The following is a 20,064-nucleotide window of genomic DNA, read 5'->3' on the forward strand; positions in this document are numbered from 1 at the left end:
CAGCGATAGTCGAGAACAAAGTAATCTGGCTGCATCTACCGCAATTCTAGCCGGGTTAGTATTAAAGAAAGACATCATCCAACGATTATTAAGGAAGGACATCATGAAAGAATCAGTTATCTATCAAGAAATCTGGTCGGAAGGTTTACAAGAGGGACGACAAGAGGGACGACAAGAGGGACGACAAGAGGGACGACAAGAGGGAGAAGCTAACCTAGTTTTACGTCAATTAAATCGGCGTATAGGGGACATTTACCCCGAATTATTGCCCAATATTCGCAGTCTTGACCTAGAACAGTTAGAAAACTTGGGAGAAGCTTTGTTAGATTTTCAGTCACTACAGGATTTAGAACAATGGCTGGAAAATTGCCGAGCCAGTTAGTACAAATCAACTAAATACAGTCCCTCTATTGGTCACATCTTTCCTAACATAAAATTTGACGAAAAGAGAAAAGTGTGCAGGATAGCTCAAGGGGGTTCTACAATACTAAATCCGTTGAGTAACGCACAGAAAACGGGTTTCTCCGAGAAACCCGTTTTCTGCTCATGCACTCATGCAAAAAGGGGAATAAATAATCAGTCTTTAATAACCAGATTTAGTATAAGGATTGTATAAACCAGCGCAAGAGGGCAAAATCTTGATAAACTGAGGGGATAACTATCCCAGACAATCCCCATGACCACTCACTTTATTAGTGCCGAAATCGACCTACAGGAAACCCCGCAACAACTGCAGCAAGAAATCGAAAAAGAATTAGCCAAACGCGGTGAACCCTTGCGTTGGGCAATCACAGAAGTGGATACCGAGAATAATCAAGTCAAAGTCGAAGCGATTGTCACCACTGCCTCGTGAATTCCCGTCCCTATACCGCCGTACTAATTATTCCCACCGGCATCGGGGCTGCGATTGGCGGTTATGCTGGGGATGGCATTCCCGTGGCCAGAGCGATCGCCCAAGTTTGCGATCGCCTAATTACCCATCCCAATGTCCTCAACGGCGCACAACTGTACTGGCCCCTAGCCAACACCTACTATGTGGAGGGTTACGCTTTAGATCGTTTTGCCCGGGGGGATTGGGGATTAAGTCCCGTCCATCAAAATCGCATCGGGTTACTATTCGATCGCGCCATTGAATTTGACCTCTTGCAAAGACACCTTCAGGCTGCCGATGCTGTCCGGGCTACCCTAGGCTTAGATCTGACCGATTACGTTATCACCGATGCCCCCCTAAATGTGCAGTTGCGAGAGGCAGCCTCTGGGGCCAGTTGGGGAACAATTGGCAATCCCGACAGCTTGCTGCGGGGAGCAGAAAAACTGATTAACCAGGGACAGGCAGAAGCGATCGCCATTGTTGCCCGTTTTCCCGACGATCCCGATAGCATTGCCCTGGCTAATTATCGCCATGGTCAGGGGGTGGATCCCCTTGCCGGGGCCGAAGCGGTAATTTCCCATCTGGTGGTGCGACAATTCCAAATACCGGCAGCCCACGCCCCCGCTTTAAGTCCGCTGCCCCTCGATCCGCAACTTTCCCCCAAGGCCGCGGCCGAAGAAATCGGTTATACTTTTTTACCCTGCGTTTTGGTGGGTTTAAGTCGCGCCCCCCAATTGGTCAAGCAGCCCGGTCCCGATGCTATTTGGAGCCGGGAGGTGGACGCGCTGATCGTTCCCGCCAGTGCCTGCGGCTCTAGCACAGTTTTAAGTTTTTGTCAAGAGAAAACTGTACTGATTGCAGTGCAGGAAAACAGTACAAGAATGAAGGTGGCCCCGGAACCCCTAGGGGTGAAAGCAATTAGGGTACACTCATATACAGAGGCGATCGGTGCGATCGTTTGTCAACGGGCAGGGGTTAACCTAGCATCTCTTCGCCCTAATTTAAACTCTTTACGCTGTTTATCCGAGAATCCGTGACTAATTCCCCTAATTCCGAATTTGATCCCCTGACACGCACACAAGTCCTCACCATTATGGCGGTAACGGCGATTATCTTGCTGGTAGTCGCCAAAGTTTGGCAATATTTCGGTGCGATCGCTATTCCCGCCATTCGCTGGACTCTCCCGGATTTCCTGTTCGGATTAGCCTTAGCGGGGGCAATTAGTGGAATTAGTGGGCTTCTATATCGTTTTTGGTCTAGTTATCGCCATAGTGCTAACGCTTACTTAGAATTAGTCATTAAACCTTTAGCATGGCCCGATTTAATTTGGATTGGATTGCTGCCGGGGTTAAGTGAAGAATTATTATTTCGCGGGGTGATTTTGCCAGCTTTGGGCTTAAATATCTTTGGTTTAACCGTTTCTAGTCTGATTTTTGGCATCCTCCATTTTAGCGGTTCCCAACAATGGCCCTATGTTATCTGGGCAACTGTTGTCGGTTTTGCCCTCGGTTATACCATCATCATCACCGGTAATTTATTAATCCCGATCCTCGCTCATATTATCACCAATCTCCTCGCTAGTTTTCTCTGGAAATTACAGCATAGTAATCAGTAATCAGTTATCAGTTATCAGTTATCAGTCATCAGTGGGGAAGTTATCAGTAATCAGATTTGAGTTTTAAGTGAGCAGTATTAAATAGAAGTTTCCTACTGTCTTTTCACTGATTACTGTTTACTGTTCACTGTTCACTGAAAATACTCCCTTCTCCCCAATTCATAATTCATAATTCATAATTCATAATTCCCACTTTCCCATCTCCTATCTCCTGTCTCCTATCTCCCGTCTCCTGTCTCCTATAAAAAATATGGAAGTACAATTTCGCGAATTTAATCCTTTTGATGTCTGGTTTTGGCTGGAATTTTCGACGGTTCCCTCGAATATGGAACAGCAATATGTAGAAGAAGTTTTTGCCTCTTGGTTTTATTTGGGTAAATTAGGGGCTTTCAATGCCGAAAACCTACAGGTACAGGAGGTGGGAGTCGATATTAGTTATATGGAATACGATCCAGATATGGCCGAAAATGCCTTTATGTCACCGATGCACAATATGACCGATTTTGAATACTTAGGTACTTGGGGACGTTGTTGGTTTGACCTTGGTACTAGCGATCTTATTGCTTTAGATATTTTAATCAATGCCTTGACCCAATTAAGTAAGGATTTTGTCGATATTAAACGTTTAATTATCGGTGGAGAAAATCAAGATTGGACTGTCAGCGATCGCAGTAATTATCTCTTTAGCGAATAATTAGGGTTTACTGAAAAAGTTTCTTGGTGGAGTCAGTATTCTCCGAGTCAGGAGTCAGGAGTTTCCCACTTCCCCACTTCCCCACTTCCCCACTTCCCCACTTCCCCACTTCCCCACACCCCACTTAAAAACATCTATGCTTAATCTCGTCTCCCTTCCAGAAATTCCCGCCGCTGCTTGGAAACGTCCTCTAGGCAAAGGTTGGGAAAAACCCTACAGCGTCCGTTACGCCAGCAATTTAGATGATGGTCCTTGGCATGGGATGCCTCTGGGGGGATTTGGGGCCGGTTGCATCGGACGTTCCCCCAAAGGTGACTTTAACCTCTGGCATCTGGACGGCGGTGAACACAGTTTTAATAGCCTTGCCGCCTGTCAATTTAGCATTTTTGAACAAACAGAAGACGGAAGCACCCAAGCCTACGCTATGGCGACGGAAAGCCCGACGGATGGAACTTTATCGCGCTGGTCGTGGTATCCAGCCGAAAAGGGAACATATTCTGCCCTTTATCCCCGCAGTTGGTACGAGTACAAAGATGTTTTTCAGACTCAATTAATTTGCGAACAATTCTCACCGGTTTGGGCGCATAATTATCAAGAAAGTAGTTATCCTATAGCCCTATTTGAATGGACGGCTCATAATCCCACCGATAAACCGATTACTATTAGTATTATGCTGACTTGGCAAAATACAATCGGTTGGTTTACTAACGCGATTAAATCCCCAGTGGTTAAGGTGAGAGATGATGGTAGTCCCGTCTATGAATATCAATCAAAATGGGGGGAAAGTCAGGGTAATTATAATCAATGGATTGTCGATAATTTCCGCGTTGGCTGTCTAATGCGTCGGGATTACGAAAACCCTGGGGAAGGGGATGGACAGATGGCGATTGCCAGTATTACTAATCCGAGTCTAGAGGTATTCTATCTGGGTAAATGGAACCCTGCGGGCGATGGGGGCGAAGTTTGGGACTATTTCGCCATGAATGGCTCTTTACCGGATATTGAGGACGAAACCCCCGCCGAAAAAGGGGAACAAACGGCCACGGCCATGGCGATTCGTTTTACTATTCGTCCGGGGAAAACTCGCAAAATTCCTTTTATTTTAGCTTGGGATTTACCCGTCACGGAATTTGCCCAAGGAATTAACTATTATCGTCGTTATACGGACTTTTTCGGTCGCAATGGTCAAAATGCTTGGGCGATGGTACGCACGGCTTTAAAACACGGCGATACATGGCGAGAAAATATTATTAACTGGCAAAAACCGATCCTAGAACGCACCGATCTGGCTGCTTGGTTTAAAATGGCTTTATTTAACGAATTATACCTGTTAACGGACGGCGGCACTCTCTGGACGGCAGCCACGGAACAGGATCCCATCGGTCAATTTGGGGTCTTAGAATGTATTGATTATCGTTGGTATGAAAGTCTTGATGTGCGTCTCTATGGTTCCTTTGGGTTATTGATGTTATGGCCGCGCTTAGAAAAGGCCGTGATGGAAGCTTTTGCGAGGGCAATTCCCAGCAGTGACGATACTCCTCGGATTATTGGATATAACCAAGCTAGTGCCATTCGTAAGGCTAAAAATGCCACTCCCCACGATTTAGGCGCGCCCAATGAACACCCTTGGCAAAAGAGCAATTACACCAGTTATCAAGATTGTAATCTCTGGAAAGATTTAGGCAGTGATTTTGTTTTATTAGTCTATCGGGATTATTTATTAACGGGGGCTAAAGATGAGGATTTTCTGCGGGAATGTTGGCCATCAATTGTCCTGACTTTGCAATATTTAAAAACTTTTGACCTTGATAAGGATGGGATTCCCGAAAATTCCGGCGCGCCAGACCAAACCTTTGATGATTGGCGTTTACAGGGAATTAGTGCCTATTGCGGTGGTTTGTGGATAGCGGCGCTAGAAGCAACGATTAAAATTGGGGCAATTCTTGGGGAAGATACGGCAATTTTTGCCTGTTGGTTACAGCAATCTCGCGCTATTTATCATCAGACTCTCTGGAATGGAGAATATTATAATTTAGATAGTGGCAGTGGTTCCGATGTGGTGATGACTGACCAATTATGCGGTCAATTTTATGCTCGTTTATTGGCTTTACCGGATGTGGTAGAAAATCAATACACGCAATCAGCTTTAAGTAAGATTTATCAGGCTTGTTTTCTCAAGTTTCATGGGGGAAAATTTGGGGCGGCAAATGGGTTAAAACCCGATGGTACTCCCGAAAATCCCGAAGCAACTCATCCCTTGGAAGTTTGGGTAGGAATTAATTTTGGGTTGGTGGCTTTTTTACTGCAAATGGGAATGGAAAAGCAAGGATGGCAAATTACGGAGGCGGTGGTGCGACAAATTTATGAAAATGGCTTACAATTTCGCACCCCGGAAGCAATAACATCGGTGGGAACTTTTCGCGCCTGTCATTATTTGCGCGCCATGGCTATCTGGGCCATCTATGGGGTTTTGACGGAATTTCAGGGCTAAGTTTTCTTTTGGACTAACACTAGGTCGCCTTTTGTCAGTGCTAATGTACTAAATTTTCAATATACACAATTCTGGCTTTAAGTCAATAGCCTTTACAAAACTTCAAAAATTGCTTCACAAAAAAAAGTCATCCCTAGGGGCTTTTTTTGGGGAATGGTATTAATACAGTCCCCTGATTGTCTTGGTTTTGCGTTGATTTGAGACTTAAGGGTTAAACTAAGCCCACAGAATACCACGATTATACCAGATTAAGAAATATAGGCAATCCCGATTTACAGCCAAATTTTGGCAAATTCTGGGAAAATTAAAATCTTGTAACTTCCTTGTTACATTTAACTAATTAGCTAAAATATTTAAATCTTTTAATTTTTTATTCTCAAATTATAATTTTTACTTATTTTTATCCCTTCTCTCCACTTGCCACTCTCCACTCTTCCATACCTTTTAAACAGGATTTAGTATCATTAGGATAACGACTATAGAAATTATGAGACTAGAAAGAGAAGATTTTGATTGGGCGGTACAACAAAACCTAATTACTGCCAGCCAAGCTGAAAATTTATGGACAGCTTTTTTATCCCGTTATCCCCAAGAAGATGAAGTTAATCGCCCTCGCTTTAATTTCGCTAATGTGGCCTATTATTTTGGGGCATTAATTGTTATCTCCGCCCTGGGATGGTTTATGAACAAAGCTTGGGAGAGTTTCGGCGGTGCAGGCCTATTTTTTATCGCCCTATTTTATGCAATTTGTTTCATTTTTACGGGGAAAAATCTCTATTTTCAGCAAAATCTCAAAATACCAGGCGGCCTTTTATTTACCATGGCAGTAGCCATGACTCCCTTAGCAATCTACGGTTTACAACGCTGGACAGGATACTGGCAAGCGGTCGATCCGGGCATCTATCGAGATTTCCATACATGGATTAAAGGCAGTTGGTTTTTAATGGAATTAGGCACGATTATCGCAGGATTAATAACTTTGAGATTTGTTAAATTTCCTTTTTTAACTGCACCGATCGCCTTTAGTTTATGGTATATGTCAATGGACTTAACCCCTTTACTATTTGGAGAGAACGAATATACATGGAAAGTACGACTGTGGGTATCCTTTTGGTTTGGAATTGCCTGTTTAATAACTGCCTATTTAATTGATGTACGTCAGCGTCGCAGTCGGGGAGATTTTGCTTTTTGGCTATACCTATTCGGATTAATTATGTTTTGGTTTAGTCTATCTCTCCTAATCGATGATAATGAAGCGCAACGATTTTTGTACTGTCTAATTAACTTGGGATTGATGTTATTATCCGTCCTGCTAAAAAGAAGATTATTTGTGGTTTTCGGAGGGATCGGAGTATTTGGCTATCTTTCCTATCTCTCCTATCGTCTCTTTGCCGATTCAATTTTCTTTCCCTTTGCCCTAACCGTCCTAGGACTTGGTATTATCTATATGGGAGTTTTATATCAGCGTCATTACCCAACCCTCGCTAGATTTATTGAAAGTTATATTCCTCTCGAATGGCGCAATTTATTACCCAAAGATCGATAATTAGGGTAAATGGTTTTTCAGTGATCAGCAAACAGTAATCACTAATCAGCTTCTGAAGACAAGAGGCAAGAGGCAAAAGGGTGCATCTTACATTTGCAGAAATATCGACAATCAGCAATTATCAGTGACTCTTAAATTAGTACAAAAATATGAACAATCGCGTGTAAGCATCTCACAGTTAAGCTAATGCGCGGGGGGTTTGGGGGCGGCACTTCGACACATTTCGACACATTTCGACAAGCTCAATGTAAAGGCTCAATGTAAAGGCTCAGTGACCGCGCCACGCCCCCAACGGGGGGTTTGGGGGGTTCTACCCCCCAAAGGCTTGGATTGAGTGATAAAATCGGAAGTAATTACCAATTTTAGAAGATAGTTTACCTTTAAAAATCCCAACTCAGCAGATTTACAAAAATGAGATGCACCCAGGCAAAAGAAAGAATCTGGCAATTCTCCTACCTAAAAAGAAGGTTAGCAACTAAGTACATCAAAGCTTTTAGCTTAACCAATTAGGTTTTAGATTCGTCCCTTGTGAACTGAAAACTCACATCTGATCACTGATCACTGATAACTGATAATCTTCCTTCTATGCGAATACTTTTGGTGGATGATGAAAAAGAATTAACCGAACCCTTAGAACAAATTCTTGCTCAAGAAGGCTATGAAGTTGATATTGCTGATAATGGTCGGACGGGGTTAGAATTGGCACGAGAGAATAATTATGACCTCTTAATTCTCGATTGGATGTTACCCCAGCAATCTGGATTACAAATCTGTCAACATTTACGCAATCAAGGGGACACCACTCCCGTTTTATTTCTAACCGCTAAGGATACCATAGACGATCGAGTGGCGGGATTAGATGCCGGTGCTGATGATTATTTAGTCAAACCCTTTCAACTGCGAGAATTATTAGCGAGAGTCCGTGCTTTATTGCGTCGTTCTCCCAATTTTGAAGCTAGTAATAGCAGTAAACTAAAATCTGCTGATTTAGAACTCGATAGCGAAAATCAAGTGGCCTATCGTCACGGTCGCACGATCAGTTTATCAGCAAAAGAAATACAATTATTAACTTTATTTATGACCCATCCGGGGCAACTTCTCACCCATGAACAAATTTATCAGCATCTCTGGTCAGAAGGAGAGCAACCTAATAGTAATGTAGTTCCTGCCCTGATGCGCTTGCTGCGTCGTAAAATCGAAGCACCTGGAGAAACACCTCTAATTAATACTGTCTATGGGAAGGGCTACCGTTTCGGGGAAAATTAGGGAATGCTGAAGGATAATGAGAATACCAACTGATTACTGATTACTGATTACTGATATATGTTATCCTGCCTACAAATTGAAAATTTTACCCTCATCGATCGCTTAGAATTAACTTTCGGCAGCGGATTAAATGTACTGACCGGTGAGACGGGGGCAGGAAAATCGATTATATTAGATGCGATCGATATTGTTCTCGGTGGTAAAGTCAATCATCGCGTCATCCGTCAGGGAAGCCAACAATCAACCCTAGAAGCGACTTTTTCTCTGACTCCAGAATTAATTGCTTGGCTAGAAAGTCAGGAAATTGACCCATTAGAAGATAATAGTCTAACAATCAGCCGGGAATTAGTGATTACTAATAATTCCTTGCGTTCTCGTTCTCGGATTAACGGAGTCGTCGCTAATCGCCAACAAATGGCGCAAATAAGAGATTTTTTGGTAGAAATCACCGCCCAAGGTCAAACAGTTCAGTTAATGGACGCTAATCGACAGAGGGAATTATTAGATCTCTACGGGGGTGAATCGCTGCTGCGGCAGCGGGAAAAAGTAGCCACAGCCTACGCTAACTGGCAAGAAAGCAAGAATAATTTAAATAATAGGTTGCAATCGGAACAAAATCGCCTACAAAGATTAGATTTACTAGAATATCAACTAAAAGAACTAGAATCAGCTAATTTAACCGCCGCTGACGAGTTGGAACAGTTGGAACAGGAAAGAAACCGACTCTCCCACGCTGTCGATTTGCAAAATTGCAGCTATCAAGTCTATCAACTCCTCTACCAAAACGATCGCGATCAACCGGCCGTCGCCGATTTGTTAGGAAAAGCTGAAAATATCTTGACAAATATGATGGTTTATGATACGAGTTTAGAGCCAATTTTAGAGATGGTGCGATCGGCATTAAATCAGGTGGTAGAAGCGGGACAGGAAATCAACGTTTATGGGGATAGTCTAGAGGCAGATCCCGAGAGATTGAACGAGATAGAAGAGAGAATTATCCAACTTAAGCGCATTTGTCGCAAGTATGGCCCAAGTTTAGCCGAAGCACTCGATTATTATCAGAAATTACAGCAGGAATTAGCGGAGTTGACGGGAGAAGGACAATCGATTGAGGAATTAGAAAAAATTTGTCAGCAACAGGAAAAAATCTATCGAGAAACTAGCACCCAGTTGACCTTTTTGCGACAACAAACCGCTAGTCAACTAGAAAAACAATTGGTACAGGAATTAAAACCTTTAGCCATGGAAAAGGTGATTTTTGTCTGTCGGATTGACCCGGGTAATCCTAGCAGTCTGGGAGTCGATCAAGTGGTATTTTATTTTAGTCCCAATCCGGGGGAAAAAATCCAACCTTTATCCAGTACCGCTTCCGGAGGAGAAATGAGTCGTTTTCTCCTAGCGTTAAAGTCCTGTTTTTCCCAATCCCAATCGGCAGCGGCAACCCTAATTTTTGACGAAATTGACGCGGGGGTATCGGGAAAAGTTGCCCAAGCAATTGCCGATAAATTAGATCAATTAGGTCAACAATATCAAGTTTTGTGCGTTACTCATCAACCCTTAGTGGCTGCTTTAGCTGATCACCATTTTCGAGTTTATAAACAAATGATTGCCGAAGATAATCCCACTAATCTCTCGGAAATTCGCACGGTTGTCCGGGTTACTTCTCTCGATAATCGTCAGACGAGAAGGGAAGAATTGGCACAATTAACGGGAGGAAATTCGGCAGCGGATGCCCTCGCTTTTGCCGAGTCTTTATTGGAGAAAGCGGCTGCCAAAAAACAGCAGGATTTAACCTTGAAATTGGCTGATTAACCAACGTCCCACCTGACTTTGATCTCTGGTGCGCGCCTGTTGTAAAGCTGACTCTAAAACCGAGAGTTTTAAATTAGGTAAAACCTTTGATATATCAATCCTTTTGCTACCTCGATCGATTATTTCAAAGGCGAATATTTGAGGATCATCTACCTTAACACTCCAATATTCACTAACTCCTAATTCTTCATAAAGTAAGCGTTTATTGCCTAGGTCATCATTGAGGGTAGATTTTGAGATTTCAATGACTAAATCTGGTGGGGGATACTGATTTAAATCAATAATCGAAGTACCGTAGGGAATCAGATTAGCTTCGTCTGCAAAATAATAAGATATATCCGGTTGGACTTCTCGATAACCAGACCGGCGAAAACTGCAATTATCTTTGGCATTAAAGGACAGATTTTTTAGGGTGGCATAGAGACTAACAGCGAAGATCAAAATAGCATGATCGCTGGCATGATCGTTACCAATAGGAGTCATTTCTAATCGATAATAGCCATTGTAATAATAACTTTTTCCTTGATTTTCTGGGAAGTTGTTAATTGCTGCTAAGTATTCTTCCCAAGTGCCTTTAATCCATGAATCAGTTATCCCCCTAGTTTCTAACTGTTGCATAGTTATCCGATCCCCCTTTGAACTTTTTCTGTAATTATAGCAATTATTGATCAAATCAGAACCAGGGAACTGAGCCAGTATAATGATAGAATAGATTAATCGAGGAAAAATTAGCCCAATTATGACCACAACTTATGATTATATAATTATCGGTGGTGGTATCACCGGTTCCGCCTTAAGTTATGAACTAGCCAATCTAGGCAGTCGAGTCCTCTTATTAGAAAAAGAAACCCATCCCCTCAACGCCACTTTCTACAGTTACGGGGGTTTAGCCTATTGGTCGGCCACCACAGAAATCGAGAGAAAATTATATCAAGAAGGTCGAGAAATTCAGCGCAATTTATCCCAGGAATTGGGCATAGATAACGAATACCGGGACCTAGAGCTAATTCTCACCGTGAACCCCGAAGATGATCCAGCCACTGTGGCCGAAAAATTTGCTATCTTTGCTATTACTCCCGAAATTCTCGATCCGCAAGAAGCGATCGCTTTAGAACCTCTATTAAATCCCGCTGCTATCTCCGGAGTTTTACGACTACCCCACGGTCACATTAACGCCGAAAAAACTAATCTTGCCTATCAACAAGCTTTTCTACGTCTGGGAGGCACGATTATTCGGGAAGCCGTCATCGAATTAATTGAAACTGCATCGAGAATTACCGGCGTAAAAACTCCTAAAAATAATTATTCTGCCGGGGAAACTATCGTCTGTGCGGGGGGATTAACTCGGTCTTTACTGCAAAAATCCGGTATTGCTGCTTCCGTCTATTTTACCCATGCCCAGGTGATCAAAATTCCCCCCAGCGAGATAAAATTAAACACCCTAGTTATGCCTGCAATTCCTGCCAGATTGCTATTAGAGCAAAAAATCACCCAACTAGAAAATCAAGGCATTTGGCAGAGAGAAACCCCAGAAATAATTGCCAGTGTTTTAGAAACGGGGGCGGTACAATTCCGGGATCAAAGCCTTTATCTAGGGCAAATTAGCGCCATTATCACCGATCCAGGTGCGATTTTAAACCCTGTGGCGGGAGAAAAAGCAATACGCGCCGCCGTGGGGACATTACTGCCCGCCTTGGCCTCTCTCCCCGGCAGCTGTCATCATTGCCTAGTGGCCTTTGCCCCCTCGGGACGGCCCCTAGTGGGAGCGATCGCCGATAAACTGGGATTGCAGGTATTTTCTGGCTTTACCAGTACGCTTGTATCGGCTCCGCCCCTGGCCCGACGTTTTGCGCGTCATCTGCTGGGGGAAAATGACGAAATAATTACTAATTTACAAAAGTCAAGAGAGAAATTAACTGATGGTTGCAATTAATCCTAATCGACTTTTTCCAACTGCCAAAGAATTTGGTTTCCCTCCCGTCTGACCCGGGAGATTACCCAATTTCGCCACGGCCAATGGTCGCCTCGACTGGTAACGGCCCCTGGATTAATATCCATTAAATCCGCCACTTCGGCGCTGGTAATCAAATAACCGCGATTGGCCACTTCATCGGCAATGCGTAGGGTTTCGATCAGATGTCTTAGCTGGTCAACTCTTTCTCCCTGGGGTAATTGGATTTCATCGCCAGCGCTATTAGGTGGTTCATTCATGGTGATGGTCTGGTCAAAGTTGATTAACAATAAAAATTGTCGGTTAAGGCAAACAAGCAAGCTTCCCCTATCGTTATTCTATCGATTTCATCAATAATAGTCCTCATCAAAACAGTCCTAAGCTGTTCGTAATTTAAATTGCTTGTTGAGACGAGGCAAGAGGCAAGAGGCAAAAGGCAACAGTAAAGGGATTGGGGGCGGTTCGGCTAATCTAAGAGTAAGCGGTTTAAATGCGTCTTAGCTTATCTTCTCGAATCTTACCGTCACATCTTTACTAAAACCCCAAAAACCCCTTGACAAAAAACACAGAATATAGTATGTAAACCAGGGAAAGTGGTTAGCGGTTACTGATAACTGATCACTGATAACTGATAACTGAAAATAACTGCTATAAAATTGGACTAGCCTTTTTCCCCAGAAAAAAATTCCCCATCCATGACCTTAATCCTCTACAACACCCTCAGTCGTCGCGAAGAACCCTTTACCCCCCTCATCCCCGGCATTGTCTCCATGTATTGCTGCGGCATTACCGTCTATGATTATTGCCATTTGGGTCATGCGCGTACCTGTGTGGTTTGGGATGTGGTGCGGCGTTATTTAGAGTATCTCGGTTATAAAGTGCGCTATATTCAGAATTTCACTGATATTGACGATAAAATTCTCAATCGGGCTAAAAATGAACATACCACCATGGCAGCCGTGGCCGAGAAATTTATCCAGGCCTACTTTGAGGATATGGCAAAATTAGGAGTCAGACCGGCGGACGCTTATCCCCGGGCCACTCATACCCTCGACGGTATCAAGCGCCTAGTCTATGAATTAGAACAAAAAGGCTATGCTTACCCCAGCGATGGCGATGTTTACTACTCCGTCCGTCGTTTTTCTGATTATGGCAAACTATCGGGGCGAAAACTCGATGATTTGCAAGCCGGGGCCAGCGGCCGGGTAGAAACCGACGACCCGGAAGCAATTAAAAAACAAGACCCCTTTGATTTTGCCCTCTGGAAGGGGGCAAAATCGGGGGAACCTAGTTGGGATTCTCCCTGGGGCCAAGGTCGTCCGGGGTGGCATATTGAATGTTCGGCCATGGTCAAAGAACAATTGGGAGAAACTATCGATATTCATGTGGGGGGAAGTGATCTAATTTTTCCCCACCACGAAAACGAAATTGCCCAAAGTGAAGCCGCTACGGGTAAACCTCTGGCCCACTATTGGTTACATAATGGCATGGTTAAGGTGGCTGGGGAAAAAATGTCGAAATCCCTCGGTAATTTCATCACTATTCGCGAGTTATTGACAAAATATGACCCCTTAGCCGTGAGATTATTAATTTTAGGCGCCCAATACCGCAAACCGATTGATTTTTCCGATGAGGGATTGCAGGCGGCCACTAATGGCTGGCATACTTTACAAGAGGGTTTATCCTTTGGTTATAAGCATCTTCCGCCAGATAATCCCGCAATTACTGACCAAGAGCTAGAAAATCGCTTTCAAGAGGCGGTAAATCACGATTTTAACTTTGCCGGTGGTTTAGCGGTGTTATTTGAAATCGCTAAGGAATTACGCAAGGAGGGTAATAATTTAACCCATGCGGGTAAGACGGACAGCAATCTCGCCCAATTAGCGGTAAAATGGCATACTTTGGTGAAATTGTCTAGGGTTTTGGGCTTAGAAATGGCCGCTGACCAGGGAGAAACCCCTGTTTCTGAGGGAATTAGTGCAGCGGATATCGAAAATCTGATCCAACAACGGACAGAGGCGAAAAAAGCGAAAAATTACGCCGAAAGCGATCGCATTCGCGCAGAATTAAAAGCCCAAGGCATTAGTTTAATCGACCAACCCGGGGGAGTGACTAAATGGTTAAGAGAGGGAGACTAGAAATTCTTTGACCACTTCCTCTACTTTGCGATTGCGTCCATCCACCTGATAGTTTAATTTCTGCATAGCTGTGGAGGTAATTTTGCCAGTGAGTTTCGCTAAAACCTGTCGCAATTGCGGATATTTTCGCAAACTATCCCGGTTAAAAATCGGTACCGCTTCGTAGGGAGGAAAATAGCGTTGATCATCTTCTAGGATGACTAAATCTAGCACGGGAATTAAGCCATCGGTGGAATTTCCCGCCACTAAATCCACCTGTTTTTCGGCTAAAGCGCGGTACATTAACCCTAAATCCATCACTTTCGGGGGTCGGGCAAAAGTTAGGCCGTAGGTCTTGGCTAATCCCTTGTAACCGTCTTCCCTTTCCAAAAATTCATAACCAAAACCCGCTTGCCAATTGGGGGTATATTTAGCAGCTTGCGAGAGAGTTTTAAGATTGTATTGACTGGCGGTTTCTCCCCGGATAACAATGGCGAAAGTATTCTCGAATCCTAAACTGGGAAAGACTTCTAGATTAAATTTTTCTGGATAAATCTCTTGCAGCTTTTCAGAGACTAATCGGGCATCGTTAAGGGGTTTTTCTTGCAAAATTCCCGTGAAAGCCGTGCCAGAATACTCCACATAACCATCGATTTTACCCGCTTTCACCGCTTCATGACAGATCAGAGTACCACCGAGATTAAATTGACGCTCAACCCGTAAATTCGTCTCTTTTTCGATCTCCTGTGCCAAAATTTCCCCTAAAATCACCTGTTCGGTAAAATTTTTGGAACCGATCACCACGGTGCCGGGGGATGAATGGAAAATTTGAGTCAAGAGGAAAGATAGCAGGGCCAACCCGATTAAACCTAAGCCCCATTGCCATTTAGAGGGCTTTTTCGGACGTTGCGAAGGGGAAAAGGTCTTTTCTAGCCGACCGAGACTCCAATCGGCAACAAGGGCTAAAAAAGCGGCAGGAATTGCCCCCGCCAAAATTAACTGATTGTTGACCGTGGCAATACCGCGAAAAATAAACACTCCCAAACCACCGCCACCGATGGCAGCTGCGATCGTGGCCACACCGATAGCAATCACCGTCGCAATTCTCACTCCTGCCAAAATTGTCGCCCTGGCCAGGGGTAATTCGATATAGCGCAGGATTTGACCGTCGGTCATGCCTAGGGATAACCCGGCTAATTTTAATTCGGGATCAACTTTTTTGATGCCCAGATAGGTATTTAAAACAATTGGCAGTAAAGTATAGAGAGTTAGGGCAACAATAGCGGGAATTTTGCCGATTCCTCCCAAAAAAGGCACGGAAATTAAAAAACCAAATAGGGCTAAACTGGGGATAGTCTGTAGGGTGTTAACGATCGCTATAATTGGTGGGGCGAGAATAGCTTGACGACTAATTAAAATACCTAGAGGAATCCCGATTAAGCTACCCATAGCCATGGCTATTCCCGTCAAGAAAAGATGCTCTCCAGTGCGAAAAGCGATTTCCCCCGCATAATCTAGCCAAAAACTATCCATAAACTTCTCTTAAAGCGGCTGCTTCATCCTATTGTGTAGAATAAATGGGATCTATTAGTTCCAGTCTTTATTTAAAGATTCTATCACCATCTTGACATTATTTCCTCGCTAAAGACAAATGACTAACAAATTTAATCCTCGGGCTAAAACTGTTGCCGATTGGGCCTATATCGGTATTGATAAACATTTTCATAAAGTTCTTAAACACGAAGCTGGGGTTTTACTCGATCAGGATACGGAAGAATTACATCAAATTCGTGTGGGAATGCGCCGTCTTCGCAGTACCTTAACCGGTTTTGCCCCCGCTTTAACCATGCCGAAATATGCCGACCAAAAACGGGTGGGTAATCTGGGCAGAATTTTAGGAGAATTGCGGGATTTAGATGTGTTAAAATCGGCTTTTGTCGGCCATTATCAGCCAATTTTACCACCGAAAGAACAGGATTTACTGAAGAAAGTTTTACAAGTTCTCGAACACCGAAGGGAGAAGGCTTTTGCTAAGGTAGAAAAGCTGTTGAAGTCCGATAAATTTCTCAATTTTAAGGCAGATTTTGCCAGTTGGTTGGATAATCCCACCTATCAACCGATTGGAAAATTAGATATTGCCACAGTTTTACCAGACTTATTATTACCGCAAGCGAGTCGCTTTTTACTGCATGAAGGCTGGTTAATTGGGGTAAATTTAGAGGAATATAAAAGATTACGAGAGTTTTCTAGTCAAGAAATTGATGACTTATTGGCAAAAGAAGGATTATTACTGCACGATCTCCGTAAAGAAGCCAAGCGTTCCCGCTATAATATGGAGTTATTCACTCAGTTTTATGGCGACAAATATCAAGAGTATCTAGAAGATATTAAAAACCTTCAAGGTATTCTCGGAGAAATACAGGATTGTTGTGTTCTCTCGGATTTTCTTAGCCAAATTTTCCCTAATTGTCTTGCCAAGGAAATGCCCACCTTACTAGAAATTTTCCAAAATATCCGTCACCAAAAATGGCAAGAATGGCAACCGCTACAAAAGAAATTCCTTGACGCTGACACGAGAAAAAGTCTGCACGAGACAATTTTACAGCCTATTTTTCGGCAAAATAGTGTAGAATTAGATACTAATCCAGAATCCTGAGATTAGGAACCGATGAATTTTTTTCAAAAGTTAAACCACGCCATTAGTCAAAACCAGACTCTACTTGTCCTCGGTTTAGATGCTAACCCCGAAATGATGCCCTCCACCCCGGGAGAATTAATCGTTAATTTGGAACGGTGGCTCAAGTTTATTATCGATGAAACCGCCCCTTTTGTCTGTGCCTACAAACCAACTTTAGGCTTTTATCAAGCTTTGGGAGCAGCCGGGTTAGAATTATTACAGCGAGTTTTAACGGCAATTCCCGCTCATATCCCGGTAATTTTGGATGCTAAACACGGCGATATTAATACTAGCAGTATTTTAGCCGAGACTATCTTTAAAACTTGGCAGGTGGACGCGGTTACTCTCAATCCCTACTCCGGACAGGATCACGTTGCTCCTTTTTTAGTTTATCCCGAGCATGGCGCTTTTATACTCTGTCATACTTCCAATCAAGGCGCGATTAATCTGCAAGAATTCCCCAGTCGCGACAATCCTTTTTATCTGCAAGTCGTCAAAGAAGCTTGCACTTGGGGAACTCCCGAACAGGTGTTTTTAGAAGTGGGAACCACTCAACCGGAGATTTTGAAAAAGATTCGCAATTTTGCCCCCGAAAGATTGATTTTATTACGCAGTATTTGGGAAGAAAAAAGTCAATTCTCCCAGTTAATTACTGTGGGTTTAAATAGTCATGGTGAGGGTTTATTAATTCCTGTACCCCAAGACTTTTTATCTCAACCCAATTTGGGGGCAAAAGTCAAGGATTTACGCGAGGAAGTCAACAAAATTAAACAAAATCAAAGGCAAGAATCGAGCCAAGATGATACTTGGACTGCTAACGTTTGTCTTTTAAAACAACATCCTCATCAGGATTTAATTCTACAATTATTTGATATTGGTTGCTTGCTGTTTGGCGATTATGTGCAAGCATCCGGAGAAACTTTTTCCTATTATATTGATCTGAGAAAAATTATCTCTAATCCTAATATTTTTCAGCAGGTAATTGAAGCCTATGGAGAAATATTAAAAACCTTGACATTTGACCGCATTGCCGGTATCCCCTACGGTTCTTTACCCACAGCTACGGGTTTATCTTTATTATTAAATCATCCGATGATTTTCCCCCGCAAAGAAGTAAAAGCCCACGGCACAAGAAGAGTAATTGAAGGTAATTTTCAAGTGGGGGAAACTGTGGTAGTGGTGGACGATATTTTAATTTCAGGCAAAAGTGCGATCGAGGGGGCAGCCAAGATTAAATCGGCGGGATTATTAGTTAATGATATCGTGGTTTTTATCGACCATGGTGGCCCTGTTAAAGATAAACTTCGTAGCCATGGTTATCAACCTTATTCGGTTTTAACCCTGGCAGAAATTACCGATACTCTCTACGAAGCGGGAAGGCTGACAGAAGCACAATATAGCTGTTTTTTAAATCGATCCCATTGATATTTAGGGTTTGCGGCAAAAAGTTTTTCTTGGGGGCAGGGTGTGGGGTGTGGGGTGTGGGGTGTGGGGTTTTATCGATTTTCAGCTGGTCAACTACCTAATTTTCAGGGAAAAAGTACCTGAATTTTCCCCCCGATCCCCGCAATGGCTGGCACTTTTTGAGGGGAAAAAAGTCCAAAAGTCTTATCCAACAAGGTTTTTAGATTTATTCAGCAGACCCTAAGTAGCAGCCTTATGCTGTCTTTTCACTGTTTACTGATTACTGATTACTGATCCCTGAAAATTGTTAAGAAGCTTGACTGCGTAACACCTTTAGGGTATTCAGGAGCTTGCTTTCTTCTTTTTCCTCAAAAATAGTTAAATCTTTCGGTTTACAACGTTTTATATGCAATTTAATTCCCTGCGCTCCTTCTGTTTTCAAATCTTCTTCGTAACCGGCTTGAGCGACTTCAGCCTCGTCTTTAGCGAGAAAAGGACCGAAATAATAAGTACATCTGGGATAGTCGGTTTTAATCTCGACCCAGTAGGCTAATCCGAACATTTCCAGTAAGCTAATCAAAAATTCTTTCATCTCGTTCCCCATCTAAATCTACTCTGGTGGTTTTGTTACGTTTGTTTACATTTCGCAAACTTCCCTCCTATTTTATTTATACTTTCTCCTTTTGGCTATTGGGAGTGTCGAAAAATACAGATTTTCAGTCGGGGGAATTTTGCCAGCGTTGACGGTAAACTTCATAAAGAGCCATAGCCGCCGCCACCGAAGCATTGAGACTGGGGGTTTTGCCTGCCAAGGGGATAGATACCAACTCATCGCAGGACTTTTGGGTTAGCAGACTCAAACCCTCTCCCTCCGAACCTACCACCAATCCTATCGCACCCGTTAAATTAATTGTGTGTAAGGATTTACCAGTTTTTGCCGCCGTGCCGTAGAGCCAAAAACCGGCCGCTTTTAATTCCTCTAAAGCACGATTGAGATTGACCACCCTGGCCACAGGTAAATATTCCAGGGCCCCCGCCGCCACTTTCATCACCGTCGATGTCACCCCGGCGGCGCGACGTTGGGGAATAACTACCCCCTGACAACCCATAGCTTCGGCAGTGCGAATGATTGCCCCAAGGTTATGGGGATCCGTAATACCTTCAGCGATGACGATGACGGGGTGGCGACTTCTGCCCTTAGCTTTTTCGATCAGATCGGCTAATTCGATATAATCATAGGGGGACATCTGGGCGGCAATCCCCTGATGATTGGCCTTACTGGTAATCTGATCGAGACGCAGATCATCCACCTCATCAATTACCGTGCCGTTGGCTTTGGCTTTTTCTAAGAGGGTATGATAACGGGGATCGTAACGGAGTCGATTGACTACCCAAATCCGATTAAGTTGGCGCTCCTCCTCCATGGCCGTTAAAACCACCCGGCGACCGTAGAGCAGATCATCAGCTTCTTGGTTTTCTGGAGTTACTGCCGGGGATTTAGCCAGAATTGGCCCGGTTTTGGGCCGCGAGGGCCGGCGAAAATTACTATTATCGGACTTGCTACGAAATGGTCGATCGCTCATGATTGGATGGATTAATAAAAGGGGGGTCGGGAATAAT

The 20,064-nt window shown here is 43.5% G+C and carries 19 protein-coding genes; 14 read left to right on the plus strand and 5 right to left on the minus strand.

Going from position 1 to position 20,064, the window contains the following annotated elements; genetic code table 11:
• From O9334_RS10010 to recN, 9 genes are all read left to right on the plus strand, one after another.
• A partial coding sequence (locus O9334_RS10010; protein WP_288000111.1) for a DUF4351 domain-containing protein occupies positions 1-382 on the plus strand: 382 nt, incomplete at its 5' end.
• Between the two features lie 294 nt (positions 383-676).
• Positions 677-853: a DUF8621 family protein gene (locus O9334_RS10015; protein ID WP_002734354.1), complete on the plus strand. Its 177-nt coding sequence runs from the start codon at positions 677-679 to the stop codon at positions 851-853.
• The gene (locus O9334_RS10020) at positions 850-1,908 is read left to right on the plus strand and encodes a DUF3326 domain-containing protein (protein ID WP_045360402.1); all 1,059 of its coding nucleotides are present in this window, start codon (positions 850-852) and stop codon (positions 1,906-1,908) included. The genes O9334_RS10015 and O9334_RS10020 overlap by 4 nt, the downstream gene beginning before the upstream one ends.
• Entirely contained in the window at positions 1,905-2,486 is a 582-nt protein-coding gene (locus O9334_RS10025) for a CPBP family intramembrane glutamic endopeptidase (protein WP_045360401.1), read from the plus strand. Before O9334_RS10020 ends, O9334_RS10025 begins: the two co-directional genes overlap by 4 nt.
• A 250-nt stretch (positions 2,487-2,736) precedes the next feature.
• A complete protein-coding gene (locus O9334_RS10030) occupies positions 2,737-3,180 on the plus strand; it encodes a DUF3531 family protein (RefSeq protein WP_012264377.1) in 444 nt (147 codons plus the stop codon).
• A gap of 136 nt (positions 3,181-3,316) precedes the next feature.
• Positions 3,317-5,671, plus strand: coding sequence for a GH116 family glycosyl hydrolase (locus tag O9334_RS10035; RefSeq protein WP_288000112.1), 2,355 nt, complete (start codon positions 3,317-3,319; stop codon positions 5,669-5,671).
• A 487-nt stretch (positions 5,672-6,158) separates the two neighbouring features.
• Positions 6,159-7,217: a DUF2157 domain-containing protein gene (locus O9334_RS10040; RefSeq protein ID WP_288000113.1), complete on the plus strand. Its 1,059-nt coding sequence runs from the start codon at positions 6,159-6,161 to the stop codon at positions 7,215-7,217.
• A 585-nt stretch (positions 7,218-7,802) separates the two neighbouring features.
• Positions 7,803-8,483 (plus strand): two-component system response regulator RppA, encoded by a 681-nt coding sequence (gene rppA, locus O9334_RS10045; protein WP_045360394.1) that lies wholly within the window; start codon positions 7,803-7,805, stop codon positions 8,481-8,483.
• A 57-nt stretch (positions 8,484-8,540) separates the two neighbouring features.
• Positions 8,541-10,295, plus strand: a complete 1,755-nt coding sequence (recN, locus tag O9334_RS10050; RefSeq protein ID WP_045360393.1) for a DNA repair protein RecN — start codon at positions 8,541-8,543, stop codon at positions 10,293-10,295.
• Here recN and O9334_RS10055 read toward each other — a convergent pair.
• Complete coding sequence (locus O9334_RS10055; RefSeq protein WP_288000115.1) at positions 10,272-10,913, minus strand: Uma2 family endonuclease; 642 nt, start codon at positions 10,911-10,913, stop codon at positions 10,272-10,274. The two genes, recN and O9334_RS10055, sit on opposite strands and share 24 nt — an antisense overlap.
• Positions 10,914-11,034: 121 nt before the next feature.
• Between O9334_RS10055 and O9334_RS10060 the strand changes: the two genes are divergently transcribed.
• On the plus strand, positions 11,035-12,228 hold the full coding sequence (locus O9334_RS10060) for an NAD(P)/FAD-dependent oxidoreductase (protein WP_288000117.1): 1,194 nt from the start codon (positions 11,035-11,037) through the stop codon (positions 12,226-12,228).
• A gap of 2 nt (positions 12,229-12,230) precedes the next feature.
• Here O9334_RS10060 and O9334_RS10065 read toward each other — a convergent pair whose 3' ends face one another.
• Positions 12,231-12,506, minus strand: coding sequence for a hypothetical protein (locus O9334_RS10065; protein ID WP_190381505.1), 276 nt, complete (start codon positions 12,504-12,506; stop codon positions 12,231-12,233).
• A 435-nt stretch (positions 12,507-12,941) separates the two neighbouring features.
• On the opposite strand from O9334_RS10065, the gene cysS reads away from it, so the two are divergent.
• Positions 12,942-14,384 (plus strand): cysteine--tRNA ligase, encoded by a 1,443-nt coding sequence (gene cysS / locus O9334_RS10070; protein ID WP_288000119.1) that lies wholly within the window; start codon positions 12,942-12,944, stop codon positions 14,382-14,384.
• Here the strand turns inward: cysS and O9334_RS10075 are convergent.
• Positions 14,367-15,896, minus strand: a complete 1,530-nt coding sequence (locus O9334_RS10075) for a glycine betaine ABC transporter substrate-binding protein (protein WP_288000120.1) — start codon at positions 15,894-15,896, stop codon at positions 14,367-14,369. The genes cysS and O9334_RS10075 overlap by 18 nt on opposite strands.
• Positions 15,897-16,014: 118 nt before the next feature.
• Between O9334_RS10075 and O9334_RS10080 the strand changes: the two genes are divergently transcribed.
• Genes O9334_RS10080 through O9334_RS22875 form a run of 3 tightly spaced genes read left to right on the plus strand, consistent with a single transcriptional unit; the run spans position 16,015 to position 18,688 of the window.
• Complete coding sequence (locus tag O9334_RS10080; RefSeq protein ID WP_288000122.1) at positions 16,015-17,019, plus strand: CHAD domain-containing protein; 1,005 nt, start codon at positions 16,015-16,017, stop codon at positions 17,017-17,019.
• Between the two features lie 12 nt (positions 17,020-17,031).
• On the plus strand, positions 17,032-18,465 hold the full coding sequence (locus O9334_RS10085; protein WP_288000124.1) for a bifunctional orotidine-5'-phosphate decarboxylase/orotate phosphoribosyltransferase: 1,434 nt from the start codon (positions 17,032-17,034) through the stop codon (positions 18,463-18,465).
• A 40-nt stretch (positions 18,466-18,505) separates the two neighbouring features.
• Positions 18,506-18,688 (plus strand): hypothetical protein, encoded by a 183-nt coding sequence (locus O9334_RS22875; RefSeq protein WP_170915505.1) that lies wholly within the window; start codon positions 18,506-18,508, stop codon positions 18,686-18,688.
• Positions 18,689-18,751: 63 nt separating this feature from the next.
• On the opposite strand, the gene O9334_RS10090 is transcribed toward O9334_RS22875, so the two are convergent.
• The gene (locus O9334_RS10090; RefSeq protein WP_190381599.1) at positions 18,752-19,048 is read right to left on the minus strand and encodes a DUF1816 domain-containing protein; all 297 of its coding nucleotides are present in this window, start codon (positions 19,046-19,048) and stop codon (positions 18,752-18,754) included.
• 112 nt (positions 19,049-19,160) lie between these two features.
• Complete coding sequence (gene rlmB, locus O9334_RS10095) at positions 19,161-20,027, minus strand: 23S rRNA (guanosine(2251)-2'-O)-methyltransferase RlmB (protein WP_045360377.1); 867 nt, start codon at positions 20,025-20,027, stop codon at positions 19,161-19,163.
• Positions 20,028-20,064: the final 37 nt, after the last annotated feature.

The sequence above is a fragment of the Microcystis sp. LE19-8.1F genome, assembly GCF_027531715.1.
Taxonomy (GTDB): Bacteria; Cyanobacteriota; Cyanobacteriia; order Cyanobacteriales; family Microcystaceae; genus Microcystis; species Microcystis wesenbergii_A.

Coding starts and splice junctions, on each gene's coding strand:
- O9334_RS10015 (WP_002734354.1), top strand. CDS start 677: ATGACCACTCACTTTATTAGTGCCGAAATCGACCTACAGGAAACCCCG.
- O9334_RS10030 (WP_012264377.1), top strand. CDS start 2,737: ATGGAAGTACAATTTCGCGAATTTAATCCTTTTGATGTCTGGTTTTGG.
- O9334_RS10035 (WP_288000112.1), top strand. CDS start 3,317: ATGCTTAATCTCGTCTCCCTTCCAGAAATTCCCGCCGCTGCTTGGAAA.
- O9334_RS10040 (WP_288000113.1), top strand. CDS start 6,159: ATGAGACTAGAAAGAGAAGATTTTGATTGGGCGGTACAACAAAACCTA.
- rppA (WP_045360394.1), top strand. CDS start 7,803: ATGCGAATACTTTTGGTGGATGATGAAAAAGAATTAACCGAACCCTTA.
- recN (WP_045360393.1), top strand. CDS start 8,541: ATGTTATCCTGCCTACAAATTGAAAATTTTACCCTCATCGATCGCTTA.
- O9334_RS10055 (WP_288000115.1), bottom strand. CDS start 10,913: ATGCAACAGTTAGAAACTAGGGGGATAACTGATTCATGGATTAAAGGC.
- O9334_RS10060 (WP_288000117.1), top strand. CDS start 11,035: ATGACCACAACTTATGATTATATAATTATCGGTGGTGGTATCACCGGT.
- O9334_RS10065 (WP_190381505.1), bottom strand. CDS start 12,506: ATGAATGAACCACCTAATAGCGCTGGCGATGAAATCCAATTACCCCAG.
- cysS (WP_288000119.1), top strand. CDS start 12,942: ATGACCTTAATCCTCTACAACACCCTCAGTCGTCGCGAAGAACCCTTT.
- O9334_RS10075 (WP_288000120.1), bottom strand. CDS start 15,896: ATGGATAGTTTTTGGCTAGATTATGCGGGGGAAATCGCTTTTCGCACT.
- O9334_RS10080 (WP_288000122.1), top strand. CDS start 16,015: ATGACTAACAAATTTAATCCTCGGGCTAAAACTGTTGCCGATTGGGCC.
- O9334_RS10085 (WP_288000124.1), top strand. CDS start 17,032: ATGAATTTTTTTCAAAAGTTAAACCACGCCATTAGTCAAAACCAGACT.
- O9334_RS10090 (WP_190381599.1), bottom strand. CDS start 19,048: ATGGGGAACGAGATGAAAGAATTTTTGATTAGCTTACTGGAAATGTTC.
- rlmB (WP_045360377.1), bottom strand. CDS start 20,027: ATGAGCGATCGACCATTTCGTAGCAAGTCCGATAATAGTAATTTTCGC.